Origin of the sequence: Brevundimonas sp. (assembly GCF_030682035.1) — a bacterium.
Lineage (GTDB): Bacteria > Pseudomonadota > Alphaproteobacteria > Caulobacterales > Caulobacteraceae > Brevundimonas.
Genome location: NZ_JAUXQZ010000016.1, coordinates 18,201 through 30,759, shown reverse-complemented (window position 1 = coordinate 30,759; position 12,559 = coordinate 18,201). Strand labels below are relative to the sequence as shown.

Below are 12,559 nucleotides of genomic sequence, written 5' to 3'. Positions count from 1 at the left end.
AAAATAAGCAGCTCAGGCCGCGGAGGGAACAAAAAACACGGCGCGCTGGGCTTGCTTGAGCCGCGCGCTGGGTGGTGCGGAAATGCCCCACTGGTCGACCCGGCCGGGCGGCCAGGTCCAGTCGTCGGGGCTGCCCACCGGGTAGTCGGCACCGATTTGCTGCACATCAGCGGTGTATTCGATGACCACGCCGAAGGGGTCGATAAAGTAGTTGAAGGCGTTGTTGCCGGGTCCGTGGCGGCCCGGGCCCCATTCGATGCCGTGGCCGGCATCTTTCATGCGGCCGCCGCCGCGCATCACGGCTTCCAGCGCCGGCATCAGGAAGGCGATGTGGTTGAGCGCGTTGTTGTCGGTGTCGCCGAGCGCGATGCTGTGGTGGTCGGTGTCGCAGTTGAGAAAAGCCATGATGCGCGTGCGGTCCACCAGCCGGAAGCCCAGCGCGCGCTCAAAAAAGGCCTGCGCCGCGGGAAGGTCGCTGGCATTGAGCACGGCGTGGGCCAGCCGGATCGGGCTGTCGGGCTGACTTGGGGTGTCGCTGTGCTGGCGGTCGCCAAACACCACCTGGATCAGCCGCCCGTGCGGGTCGCGCAAGGTCAGGCCGGTGCCGCCGGCCGGCTCGTCCAGCGGCGCGATGGGGGAGGCAATGCTGCCGCCGGCCTGCAGCGCGGCGTGTTCAATCGCGTCCAGCGCTTCGCGCGAACGCGCGCGCAGGGTGACATGGCGGATCTGCGCCTGCGCACCGCCCTGATGCAGGGCCAGCAGGTGGTGGTCGGGGCCGGTGCCGCGCAGGTAGAGGACCCCGGGTTCGCGTGCCACCACGCTGAGTTTCCAGACCTGGGTGTAGAAGGCTTCGGCCTTCTCGAGGTCGGGCAGCTCGAGGGCGACGCTGCGCAGCGCCTGTATCCAGGGGGAGCTCATGGCTGTGTCCTTGTGGGCAGGCCGAGAAAAACCTCGGCGTTGCGGTGAATCAGGCGTTCGGCGCTGGCGCTGTCGAAACCTGCGGCTGCTATGCGCGCCACTGGCGTGCGCTCGTGGAAGTTGAAGGGGTAGTCGGTGCCCAGCATCAGCTGCGTCTCGCCGAACATCTGCACCAGGTGGCGCAAGGTCGGTGCGTCGAACACCAGGGTGTCGAAGTACAGGCGACGCGCCTGCTCCGCCGGCGCGCTGTCCACCTGTTCCCTGAGCGCGGGAAACACCGACCAGCCCTGCTGCAGCCGCGGCAGCAGGCTGGCCAGCGTGCCGCCGCCGTGGCTGAAGGCGATGCGCAGTTTCGGATGCCGCAGCACCAGGTTGCCGGTGATGACCGAGGCCGCCGCCAGGCCCACATCGGTGGGGTAGGCCAGCACCTGTTGCAGCGGCGCCGGGCCGACCAGGCGGTCCATGCCGGTGGGCTTGAGGGCGTGCACGAAGACCGCCGCACCGAGGGCTTCACAGGCGGCGAAAAAGGGATGGAAACGCGGGTCGCCGATGGCCACGCCGTTGATGTTGCTGCCGATCTCGACGCCGGCAAAACCCAGGGTCTCCACGGCGTAGCGCAGCTCGGCGATCGCCATGTCGATGTCCTGCAGCGGCACCGCGCCCAGACCGATCAGCGCGCCGCCGGCGTCGGCCACCATGGCGGCGATCTGCTCGTTGAGGTAACGCAGCAGTTGCTGCGCGTCGGCGGCCGCGAACCAGTAGGACAACAACTCGGGCATCGGCGAGATCACCTGCCGTGCCAGCCCCATCGCCGGCAGGTCGGCCAGGCGGCGCGACGGGCTCCAGCATTTTTCCGACACCGTGCGGTAGTTCTTGCCGGCAATCATGATGTGGCGGTGGCACAGGCCACCGGCCTCGGGTGCGGCGGCGCTGGACGGCCACAAGGCCGGCACGGCGCGGCCCCGGTAATGCGGAAAGTTCTCGGGGACGACGTGTGCATGCACGTCGATGCCGCAGGCGCAAACAGCCATGCGGCTCACCCGTGCTGCAGGCCGGCCGCCTGCACACCCGCGATGCAGATGGCTTCGTCCTCGTCGCCGGTGCCGCCCGACGCACCGACAGCGCCCAGCAGCTTGCCACCGCTGTCCTTGATCAGCACGGCGCCGGTTTGCGCCAGGAAGCGGCCCTGGGCGGTGGCCGCGAGGCTCACGAAGAAGTTGGGATTGTCTTTGGCGCGCTCGCCCAGCACCCGGCTGGCGGCGCCCATGCCGATGGCGGCCCAGGCCTTGCCGGTGGCGATATCGACGCGAAACATGCTCGCCTCGTCCTCGCGCTGGGCCGACTTCAGGTGGCCGGAGGCGTCCAGCACCACCACGGCCATGGGCTTGTAGCCGGCCTGGCGGGATGCGTCCAGCGCGGCATTGGCGATGGTGTTGGCTTGCGCCAGTGTCAATGCGCTCATGTCTTGTCTTGTCTCCTGTCGAAATCTCTGTGCTGCGGGGCGCGACGCCGAGTGTAGGGACGCCAGCGGCATCCAGATAGCCAATGTCGTGGATACATACAATCCACGGCATGGATACAAAATGGATATAAGGGCGCTCGACCTGAACCTGCTGGTGGCGTTCGACGCCATGGTCGAACACCGCAGCGTGACCCGCGCCGGCGAGGCCATCGGCCTGAGCCAGCCGGCCATGAGCGCGGCCGTGGCGCGCCTGCGCGGCTGGTTTGATGACCCCTTGTTCGTCAAGACCGGCGCCGAGATGAAACCGACGCCGCGTGCCGAGGAACTGGCGATCCCGGTGCGCCGCGTCATCGATACCGTCAGGGGCGAGATCCTGCAGCGCTCGGGTTTTGACCCGGCCCGCACCGAGCGGACCTTCACCGTGATCACGCCGGACATCGGCGAGGTGAACTTTGTGCCGCGTCTGCTGGAACACCTGTCGCAGCAGGCGCCGGCTGCGCAGCTGCGTACCCTGGCCAGGTCACGGCCGGCGGCTGCGGAAGCGCTGGAAGCGGGTGCGGCCGACCTTGCGATCGGTTATTTCCCGGACCTGCAGAAGGCCGGATTTTTCCAGCAAAAGCTGTTTGACACGGCCCATGTGTGTATCGTCCGCCAGGACCATCCCACGGTCGGCAAGCGCCTGACGCTGAAGGACTACATGGCCTTGTCGCATGCGGTGGTGCGCCCGGACGGGCGCGAGCATGTGTTCGAGCAGTTCTTCGAGCAGCGCGGGCTCAAGCGGCGGGTGCTGCTGGAGCTGTCGCACTTCATGAGCCTGCTGCCGGTGATCGAAAACTCGGACCTGATCGCCACGGTGCCGCGCGACCTGGCCGATGTCTGCTGCCGTTACGGCACCATCCGCATCGTGGACGCGCCGATCAAGTCACCGGTGATCGCGGTGCACCAGTTCTGGCACCGGCGGCTGCACAAGGACCCGGCCAACCTCTGGCTGCGCGGCATGGTGCAGGCGCTGTTCGCGGCCGCTCATGACTGAACCCGGGGCGGCTGCGGCAGCGCCGTGAACGCCAGCGCGCCCAGCGCCAGCAGCAGCGCAATCGCCGCCAGCACGGCGGTGTAGGGCTCGGCGCCGTAGCTGACAGCGACCGACGCCACCAGCCCGGTGAACCACTGCATGGCCGCCACGCCGAGGAAAATCGCCATGGTGAAGACGGCCATGGCACGGCCGGTCATGGCCGCCGGGTAGGCCGAGCGCACGTCGGCGTACTGCAGCACCATGAAGCCCGACAAGACGCCGATCACCACCGGGCCGACCACGTCGATCACGGTGATGTGGGTCATGGCAAAGGCGGCAAACAGCGCGGCCAGCAGCAGCGTGAAGCCGGTGATCCAGCGGCGCCGGTGCAGCGGGCCGGGGTCGAGCCAGCCGAACAGTGGCGGGCCGAACAGCGAGGCCAGCGACATCACCAGCGCGACATTGCCGCTTTGCACCAGCGAGAAACCGTGGCGCTCCATCAGCAGCGGGCCCAGCCACAGGCCGCGCAGCGCGATGAAGGAGGCATATCCGACGCAGGCCAGCAGCATGATGCCCACGGTGTGCGGCAGGGTGAACAGCGCGCCGAAACCGGCCAGCGCCTGGCGCACCGACTCTTTCGGGTGGATGTTGTGGGCCGGCTGCACCGGCTCGTGTACCAGCGCCCAGATCAGCAGCCAGGACAGCGCCGCGATGCCGCCCAGCACCCAGAAGCCCATGCGCCAGGACGAGGCCTCGATCAGCCAGGCCAGCGGCGTGCCGGTCAGCAGCATGCCGATGCCGCCCAGGCCCAGGGTGATGCCGGAGATCGCGGCAAACCGGTCGGCCGGCATGTTGCGCGCGATGAAGACGGTGCAGACCAGGAAGGCCGGGGCGCAGCCAATGCCGATCAGCACCTGGCCGGCCACCAGCATGCCGTAGCTGCCGGCCATCGCCGACACGGCCGAGCCGGCAATCGCCACCGGAAAGGCGGTCAGCACGGTGCGCCGCACACCGTGCAGGTCGATGCCTATGCCCATGAACAGCTGCATGGCGCCGAAGGCAAAGTGAAAGGCCCCGGCAAACAGGCCGAGCGCCTGCGGGCTCAGGCCGAAGTCGGCCTGCAGCGGCGCGGCCATCAGCGCGGCCACGCTGCGCCAGGACTGGCTCAGCGCAAAGGCCGTGGTCAGCGCCAGCAGCATGATCCAGACGGAGCGCAGGGAAGTGGGGGCGGGAGGCGGACTGGCTGCTGGAGCCACGGCGGAATTCATGGCGGCAAGCGTACACGATGGCCCGGGCCAGTCACGCGCCCCGCGCCGATCGCCTGGCCGCCGGGGCCGCTGTCAGTGCCGCACGGAGCCGAAGGGCTGCACCGCCCAGGCGGCCGGCGGCGCGGCCTCCAGCGCCAGGCTGGCCGCATGGGCCTTGCAGTAGGCGACCAGTTCTTCCAGCTCGCCGGTTTTGTCGAAGACCTCGTCGGCGCCCAGTTCCAGGCATTTGCTGACGATGTTCTCGTGGCTGTAGCCGGTGAGGACCACCACTTTTTGCTCCGGGCGGCGTTGCTGGCAATGCCTGAGCACGCCGAAGCCCGAACCATCGGCCAGGAACAGGTCAACGATGGCCAGTTGCCAGTCCTGGTCGTGGGTGTGTGTGTGCAGCCACTGCCGGGCCGTGCTTTCGCTGTCGGCGTGGCCGACGAAGCGGCAGGGCGCGACTTCCTGCATCGCCTGGATCAGGGTATCGCGTATGTCCGCGCGGTCTTCGACCAGAAATGTGTTGATCACCATGGCTGCCCCGTTTTTTTCCAATCCGCCAAGGTAAACGGACACCGGGCCGCCTGGGGACGTCGATCGCCCACTGTGCCTGTCAGCCGCGGCCTACACATTGAGGTCGAACTGGCTGGCGACCCGCGTTGGCCGTGCGTCAGACGCTATAAAAACAGGAGCATAAAAGGAGTAAAAAAGGATTACAAAATGCAGCCGGACGCCGGGACGCTAGACTGGCGCACAACGATGAAGCGGAGACCCCATGTTTGTTGCTGGTTCAAGAATCCTGTTGCGGACGGCCCTGTTTTCCGCGGCGCTGGCCGCCGCCCTGGGCGCCCATGCGCAGGTACAGCCCGAAGTCAGGGAGATCAGCACCCGCCCGGGCGTGACCCTGCGTTTTGTGTACCTGAAGGCGGCGCAGCCGGTGGCCAGCGCGGTGCTGTTCCAGGGCGGACCCGGCAACATCGGCATTTTCCCGAACGGCTCGATGCGGAACGGCGGCTTCCTGGCCGCTGGCGGGCAGAACTTCGTGCAGCACGGCATCAGTGTGGTGATCCCGGACGTGCCTTCGGACCGCCGCCATCTCGACGGCTTCCGCGCGTCGGCCGCACATGCCGAGGACAATGCGGCGCTGATCGCCTTCCTGCGCCAGCAGTCGCCCGTGCCGGTCTGGGCCGTGGGCACCAGCAACGGGTCGCTGTCGGCCGCGGCGGCGGCAACGCGGCTGCAGGACAAGGGCCCGGACGGCCTGGTGCTGAGCTCCACCGTCACACAGGAGGGCCGCACCCGCGGCATGGCGCATGTGGTGTCCGAGGTCCCTCTGCAGGACGTCAAGGTGCCGGTGCTGCTGGTGCACCACAAGGACGACGCATGTTATGTCACGCCGTATGACGCCATGCCGGGCCTGACCGCCGCGCTGAGCGCCTCGCCCAAGGTGGCGCTGATCACCGCGCAGGGCGGCTCCAACAACGGCAACCCCTGTCATGGCGGCCATCATCAGTTTCAGGGCATCGAGGCGGCGGTGGCGAAAGACATTGCCGACTGGGTCAAGGCGGTGCCGGCGAAGTAGCCTTCCCGCGGCTCGCCGGATGCCGCAGGCGATGCACCAAACAGGGCCCCAGCCCTTGAGGCGCGAGCGTCAGCAGCTATCAAAAACGGAGCAAATAAAGTGCGGCTGCGGCCGGGCTCAAGGGCAGGGCTGCAGGGGCTTGCCGCCGAGCTGCGGCTTGACGGCATCGAGCTGCGTGCGCAGCGCCGCGTCCACGGCGGCCAGCTTGAGGATCTGACCGCGCACCTCGGCGCGCTCCTGCGTCACGCGGGCGGTGCGCACGCCCTTGGTGGCGATACGTGCGAGTTCCTTTTCGGCATCGGCCTGCGCGGGAAAGCTGGCCAGCGCCAGGCCCGGTGCCAGCGCCGGATTCGTGACCGGGCGGAAGGCGACGCCGAGCTGGCGCAACTCGCCGCGTTTTTTGGCCAGCGCTTCCTCGTTGCTGTATTTGCCCATGTAGACAATCCAGCGCGCCGGCTCGACGCTGCTTTCGAGTTGCCAGGTGCCGGGCGGCAGGGTGGCGTCCAGTGCGCTGCGCAGGGTGGCGGTCTGCTCCTCGTTGAAGATGCCGGCCTGCAGGCATTCGGGCGCCGCTGCTTCGCTGGCTTCCGGGGCGGACGCCACGCGGCTGGGACCGGATTCGATTTTTCTGGCTTCTTCCGGCGTCAGCAGGCGTATCGCCTCGGGACGGATCTGCGTGGCCAGGCGTTGCGGCTCGGTCTGCACCGCCGGCGCCAGGCCATAGGCGGCAAGCAGGCCCTGCGACCAGGCCCAGTAGCCGGCGTTGGCCAGCACCAGTAGCAGCACCCCCAGCCTCAGCATGGTCGGGCGCTGCCGGGGGAAGCCTGCCGGGCAAGCGGCCGGACACTGACTTCGGAGCTGGTGATTTCTTTCATGCCAGCCGCAGTATGCACCAGCAGCGCGCCGTTTTCGCCCACGCCATGGGCCATGCCTTCGGTGCCGTCGGACAGCTGCACGGCGCGTCCGGCCAGCGCGTCACGCGCCGCAAAACGCGCCTGGAAGGGCGCGAAGCCGAACAGCCCGAAGGCCTGCACCGCCTGCACCAGCGGGGCGGCGACCAGCGCCAGCGCCTGCGCCACATCCACGCCGGGCAGGATGTCCTGCAGCGCGGCCGGTGCCAGTGCGGCGGCTTGGCCGGCGGCGACGGGCGTGGGGTCCAGCGTCAGCGCGCGCACATTGATGCCCACGCCGATGACCACATAACGCAGCTCGCCCCAGCTCGCGGTTTCGACCAGGATGCCGGCCAGCTTGCGCTCGTCCCGGGCGTCGGCCAGCCACAGGTCGTTGGGCCATTTCAGGCGGATGCGCGGCTGGCCGGCGGCGGGCAGCGCCGGCTGCAGGCTCTCGGCGATGCTGATGCCGACGGCCAGCGACAGGCCGGACCAGTCGGCCGGCTGCAGCGCCATGCCCAGCGAAAAGGTCAGGCTGTCGCCAGCCCGGCTCTGCCAGGCGCGGCCCATGCGGCCGCGGCCGGCGCTTTGCTGTTCGGCCACCAGCAGCACCGGCTCGGCAGCGGCGGGACCGGCGGCACGGAAGCGCCGCATCAGCTCGGTGTTGGTCGAATCCACCGTGGGCAATACCTCGACGGTAAAGCCGGGCAGCACCGGCGCCACGGCTTCCCAGATGGCTTCGGCGGGCCAGCGGATGGGGGCGGCAGGGCTCACGGCAGCAGCGGGCTCAGGCCTTTTTGTTTTTTGCGGCTTTGGCCGACTTGCCGTCCTTGCCGGATTTCTTGAGGACTTTGCGGAGTTCCTTTTTGAATTCCTTTTTCGGCTTCACAGCCTTGTCGGCTTTCTTTTTGTCCTTGGCGGGTTTGTCCGCGGCTTTCGCCTTTTTCGACTTCCTGCCCTTTTTGCCCGGCTTGTCGTCCTTGGGCGCGAGCAGCGTGCCGCGGCAGTTTTTGGCGCCGCACCAGCAGGGGTACTCGGCCAGCAGCTTCTTGGTGTAGGGCGCGTCGATGATCAGGCCGTAGTCGTAAAACAGTTCCTCGCCGGCCGGGATGTTGCGCAGCGCCTTGATGAAGACGCGTCCGTCCTGCTCGTCGGCTTCGCAGTTCGGCTTGCAGCTGTGGTTGATCCAGCGCGAGGAATTGCCGCCGTGTTTGGCGTCGATCACATGTTCTTCGTCGATGTGGAAGTAGAAGGTGTGGTTCGGGTCCTTGGGGTCGTGCGGATGCCGGCGCAGCGCTTCCTTCCAGTTGATGATTTCGCCGACGTACTCGATCAGGACTTCGCCTTCGGCGAGGTCCTGCACCGCGAACACGCCCTTGCCGTGAACGCCCGAAACGCGGGTCTGGATGCGGCGGCCGGCGGGGATGGCAGGGCCGGTGGACGGGCTGGAAGGGGAAGGCAAGACCTGAGTTTTTGACACGACGGGATTTTTTGGTATGGTTAATTCATGCATGTGCGCGCACGTGCGGGTGCGCGCGTGCGTACGCGCGAAGCCCGTATTGTAGTGATGCGCACCCGTGACCCGAGACCGCCCGACGATGTTCAAGCGAAGAAAACTGATTCAAACCCTGGCTGCGCTGGCCGCCGCGGGCGTGGCCGCGCGCGCCTGGGCGCAGGGGTCCGGCAGCCCCCTGCCCAAAGTCGGCAGCAGCCTGCCGCTGCCGGCCGTGACGCTGCTGGACGGCCGCGCCTGGAACCCCGCCGCGGTGGGCGGCAAGACGCTTGTGGTGTACTGGTGGGCCAGCTGGTGCCCGTTTTGTGCGGTCCAGTCGCCCCATATCGAGGCCTTGTGGCGCGCCAACCGGGCCCAAGGCCTGGAGGTGCTGGCCCTGTCGATCGACAGCAAGCCCGAAGCCGCCGCCAACTATATGAAGAGCAAGGGTTACAGCTTTCCTGCGGGCATGCTGAGCCCTGAAGTTGCCAAAGTGCTGCCCAAGCCGGCGGGCCTGCCGGTGGTGGTGGTGCTGAAGGTCGCGCCGGATGGCCGCAGCGGCAAAGTCGTATTTACAGAAGCCGGGGAAATGTTCCCCGAAGATGTTGAAGGTTTGAAGAAGTACATATGAAAACCCTTGTGATTGCAGAAAAGCCCTCGGTGGCGCAGGACATCGTCCGCGCCATCACGCCGACGGCTGGCAAGTTTGAAAAGCACGACGAATATTTCGAGAGCGACGAGTGGCTGATCACCTCGGCCGTGGGCCACCTGGTCGAGATCCAGGCGCCGGAGGAGTTCGACGTCAAGCGCGGCAAGTGGAGCTTTGCCAACCTGCCGGTGATCCCGCCCTACTTCGACCTCAAGCCCATGGACAAGACCAAGACGCGGCTCAACGCCATCGTCAAGCTGACCAATCGCAAGGACGTGGGCGCACTCGTCAATGCCTGTGACGCGGGCCGCGAGGGCGAGCTGATCTTCCGCCTGATCCAGCAGTACGCCAAGAGCAAACACCCGGTCAAGCGCCTGTGGCTGCAGTCGATGACGCCGGCGGCGATCCGCGAGGGTTTCGAGAGCCTGCGCAGCGACCAGCAGATGCAGGGCCTGGCCGATGCGGCGCGCTCGCGCTCCGAAGCCGACTGGATGGTCGGCATCAACGGCACACGGGCCATGACGGCCTTCAACTCGCGCGACGGCGGGTTTTTCCTGACGACGGTGGGCCGGGTGCAGACGCCGACCTTGTCGGTGGTGGTCGAGCGCGAGGAAAAAATCCGCAAGTTCGTCAGCCGCGACTACTGGGAAATCCACGCCACCTTCCTGGCCGAGGCCGGTGAGTACCCGGGCAAGTGGTTCGACCCGAAATGGAAGAAGGCCGCGGCCAATGCCGACAACGCCGAGCCCGATGCCGAGCTGAAGGCCGACCGCGTCTGGTCCGAAAAGGAAGCGCGTGCGATTGCCGACGCCGTGCGCGGCAAGTCCGCCACGGTGACGGAAGAAAGCAAGCCGTCCACCACCGCGTCCGGCCTGCTGTTTGACCTGACCTCGCTGCAGCGCGAGGCCAACGGCAAGTTCGGCTTTTCCGCCAAGACCACGCTGTCGATCGCGCAAAGCCTGTACGAGCGCCACAAGGCGCTGACCTACCCGCGTACCGATTCGCGCGCCCTGCCCGAAGACTATGTGCCGGTGGTCAAGCAGACTTTCGAGATGCTGGCCGCGAGCCCCATGAAACACCTGGCGCCGCATGCGGCCACCGCGCTCAAGGGCAATTACATCAAGCCCAGCAAACGCATTTTCGACAACGCCAAGGTCAGCGATCACTTCGCGATCATCCCGACGCTGCAGGCGCCCAGCGGACTGAGCGACGCCGAGCAAAAGTTGTACGACCTGGTGGTGCGCCGCTTCATGGCGGTGTTTTTCCCGAGCGCCGAGTACCTGGTGACCACGCGGATTTCGCAGGCCGTCGGCCACAGCTTCAAGACCGAGGGCAAGGTGCTGGTCAAGCCGGGCTGGCTGGCGATTTACGGCAAGGAAGCCGAGGACGAAAACACCGACGAAAAAGACAGCAAGACCCTGGTGGCGGTCAAGCCGGGCGAGATGGTGCGCGCCGAAGTCTGCGAGGCCAAAGGCCTGAAGACGCGGCCGCCGGCGCGTTATTCGGAAGCGACCTTGCTGGGCGCCATGGAAGGCGCCGGCAAGACCATCGACGACGACGAACTGCGTGAAGCCATGCAGGAAAAAGGCCTGGGCACACCGGCCACGCGCGCGGCCACCATCGAGGGCCTGATCAACGAGAAGTACATGCTGCGCGAAGGCCGCGAGCTGATCCCCACGGCCAAGGCCTTCCAGCTCATGACCCTGCTGCGCGGCCTCGGCGTGGAAGAACTCTCGCGCGCCGACCTGACCGGCGAGTGGGAGCACAAACTCGCGCAGATGGAACACGGCCAGCTCAGCCGCGACACCTTCATGGCCGAGATCGCCGCCATGACCAAAAACCTGGTCGACAAGGCCAAGGGTTACGACAAGGACACGATTCCCGGCGACTACGCCACACTCTCCGCGCCCTGCCCGAACTGCGGTGGCGTGATCAAGGAGAACTACCGGCGTTACACCTGCACCGGGAAAAAAGGCGATGACGGCTGCGGCTTCTCATTCGGCAAGACACCGGCCGGCCGGACCTTCGAGGTGGCCGAGGTCGAGCAGTTTTTGCGCGACAAGAAGATCGGCCCGCTGGACGGCTTCCGTTCCAAGGCCGGCTGGCCTTTCACCGCCGAGATGGTCATCAAGTTCGACGAAGAAACGAAGAACTACAAGCTCGAGTTCGACTTCGGCGACGACAAGGCCGGCGAGACCGGCGAGATCATCGACTTCAGCGGCCAGCAGTCGCTGGGCGCCTGCCCCAAGTGCGGCGCCGGCGTCTTCGAACACGGCAAGAATTACGTCTGCGAAAAATCGGTGCCGACAAATGCCCAGCCGACGCCGAGCTGCGACTTCAAGACCGGCCAGGTGATCCTGCAGCAGCCGGTGGAGCGCGAGCAGATGGTCAAGTTGCTGACCGAAGGCAAGACCGATCTGCTCGACAAGTTTGTCTCCATGCGCACGCGCCGCCCTTTCAAGGCCATGCTGGCCTGGGACGCCGAAGCCGGCAAGGTCAACTTTGAATTTGCGCCCTCGAAATTCCCGCCGCGCAAAACCGCCGGCCCGCCGCGCAGCGGCACGGTGAAAACCCCGTTCGGCAAAACCGTGGCAGCCAAGGGCGCGGCCCCGGCCGCCAAGAAGGTGGCAGCGAAAAAGGTCGCCGCCAAAAAGGCACCGGCCGCCAAGGTGGCCAAGCCGAAAACCCCGCGTGTGGCCAAACCCGGCAGCGGCCTGAAACCCAGCGACGCCCTGGCCGCCGTCATCGGTTCCGAACCGGTGGCGCGCACCCAGGTCATCAAGAAGCTCTGGGACTACATCAAGGCCGAGGGCTTGCAGGACGCCGCCAACAAGCGCGCCATCAACGCCGATTCCAAGCTGCTCGCCGTGTTCGGCAAGCCGCAGGTGACGATGTTCGAGTTGGCTGGGATAGTGGGCAAGCATCTGACGGCGGAATAAGCGCTCAGGCCGCTTGGGCCGGGTATCTTGAAGTTCCGAATGATCCGTGGGCGGCGGTTTGCCAGCAAGCCGTGTCTCGCCCCGGCGGGCGAGGCACTTTTCTTTGCGTCGCCAAAGAAAAGTACCCAAAAGAAAGGCGACCCTGCTGTCTGCGTCCCCTCTCCGCTTGCGCTGCGAGGGGAAACCTGCGGTGCTCGGTCCAGCCGGGGTCTCGCTCGAACTCGCCTTCGGCTCAAACAATCGCGATCCCTGATCCGTCTGGCCCTCCGCTCCTCGGCGCATACAGAAGGGTGGGGATGGAATCGGGAGCAGATTCGGGTACGGGATCAGACTCCGGCGATGACGCGCTTTTGCGCGTCATCGCC

Annotated in this window: 12 protein-coding genes; 4 read left to right on the top strand and 8 right to left on the bottom strand. The window is 66.8% G+C overall.

Features of this window, described 5'->3' with window-relative positions; all coding sequences use genetic code 11:
* Positions 1–12 precede the first annotated feature (12 nt).
* From Q8K49_RS03160 to Q8K49_RS03150, 3 genes are read right to left on the bottom strand one after another with little or no spacing between them, the layout of a single operon-like run.
* A complete protein-coding gene (locus tag Q8K49_RS03160) occupies positions 13–918 on the bottom strand; it encodes a VOC family protein (RefSeq protein WP_305303999.1) in 906 nt (301 codons plus the stop codon).
* A complete protein-coding gene (locus Q8K49_RS03155; protein ID WP_305303998.1) occupies positions 915–1,949 on the bottom strand; it encodes an amidohydrolase family protein in 1,035 nt (344 codons plus the stop codon). The genes Q8K49_RS03160 and Q8K49_RS03155 overlap by 4 nt, the downstream gene beginning before the upstream one ends.
* Positions 1,950–1,954: 5 nt before the next feature.
* The gene (locus Q8K49_RS03150) at positions 1,955–2,380 is read right to left on the bottom strand and encodes a heme-binding protein (RefSeq protein WP_305303997.1); all 426 of its coding nucleotides are present in this window, start codon (positions 2,378–2,380) and stop codon (positions 1,955–1,957) included.
* 154 nt (positions 2,381–2,534) lie between these two features.
* Between Q8K49_RS03150 and Q8K49_RS03145 the strand changes: the two genes are divergently transcribed.
* Positions 2,535–3,413, top strand: a complete 879-nt coding sequence (locus tag Q8K49_RS03145) for a LysR family transcriptional regulator (protein WP_305303995.1) — start codon at positions 2,535–2,537, stop codon at positions 3,411–3,413.
* Here Q8K49_RS03145 and Q8K49_RS03140 read toward each other — a convergent pair.
* Both Q8K49_RS03140 and Q8K49_RS03135 read right to left on the bottom strand, forming a co-directional pair.
* Positions 3,404–4,648 (bottom strand): MFS transporter, encoded by a 1,245-nt coding sequence (locus Q8K49_RS03140; protein ID WP_305303994.1) that lies wholly within the window; start codon positions 4,646–4,648, stop codon positions 3,404–3,406. The two genes, Q8K49_RS03145 and Q8K49_RS03140, sit on opposite strands and share 10 nt — an antisense overlap.
* Positions 4,649–4,732: 84 nt before the next feature.
* Complete coding sequence (locus Q8K49_RS03135) at positions 4,733–5,176, bottom strand: response regulator (RefSeq protein ID WP_305303993.1); 444 nt, start codon at positions 5,174–5,176, stop codon at positions 4,733–4,735.
* A gap of 268 nt (positions 5,177–5,444) precedes the next feature.
* Here Q8K49_RS03135 and Q8K49_RS03130 point away from each other — a divergent pair, with 268 nt between their 5' ends.
* On the top strand, positions 5,445–6,224 hold the full coding sequence (locus tag Q8K49_RS03130) for an alpha/beta hydrolase (RefSeq protein WP_305303992.1): 780 nt from the start codon (positions 5,445–5,447) through the stop codon (positions 6,222–6,224).
* Positions 6,225–6,341: 117 nt separating this feature from the next.
* Here Q8K49_RS03130 and Q8K49_RS03125 read toward each other — a convergent pair whose 3' ends face one another.
* From Q8K49_RS03125 to Q8K49_RS03115, 3 genes are read right to left on the bottom strand one after another with little or no spacing between them, the layout of a single operon-like run.
* On the bottom strand, positions 6,342–7,025 hold the full coding sequence (locus Q8K49_RS03125; protein WP_305303990.1) for a hypothetical protein: 684 nt from the start codon (positions 7,023–7,025) through the stop codon (positions 6,342–6,344).
* Positions 7,019–7,888 carry a biotin--[acetyl-CoA-carboxylase] ligase gene (locus tag Q8K49_RS03120; RefSeq protein WP_305303988.1) on the bottom strand — a complete coding sequence of 290 codons (870 nt, stop codon included), beginning with the start codon at positions 7,886–7,888 and terminating at the stop codon, positions 7,019–7,021. Before Q8K49_RS03120 ends, Q8K49_RS03125 begins: the two co-directional genes overlap by 7 nt.
* Positions 7,889–7,901: 13 nt before the next feature.
* Positions 7,902–8,720, bottom strand: coding sequence for an SET domain-containing protein (locus Q8K49_RS03115; protein ID WP_305303987.1), 819 nt, complete (start codon positions 8,718–8,720; stop codon positions 7,902–7,904).
* Here Q8K49_RS03115 and Q8K49_RS03110 point away from each other — a divergent pair.
* Both Q8K49_RS03110 and Q8K49_RS03105 read left to right on the top strand, forming a co-directional pair.
* Entirely contained in the window at positions 8,713–9,237 is a 525-nt protein-coding gene (locus Q8K49_RS03110; RefSeq protein WP_305303986.1) for a TlpA disulfide reductase family protein, read from the top strand. The two genes, Q8K49_RS03115 and Q8K49_RS03110, sit on opposite strands and share 8 nt — an antisense overlap.
* A complete protein-coding gene (locus Q8K49_RS03105; protein ID WP_305303984.1) occupies positions 9,234–12,194 on the top strand; it encodes a DNA topoisomerase III in 2,961 nt (986 codons plus the stop codon). The genes Q8K49_RS03110 and Q8K49_RS03105 overlap by 4 nt, the downstream gene beginning before the upstream one ends.
* The last annotated feature ends 365 nt before the right edge of the window (positions 12,195–12,559 follow it).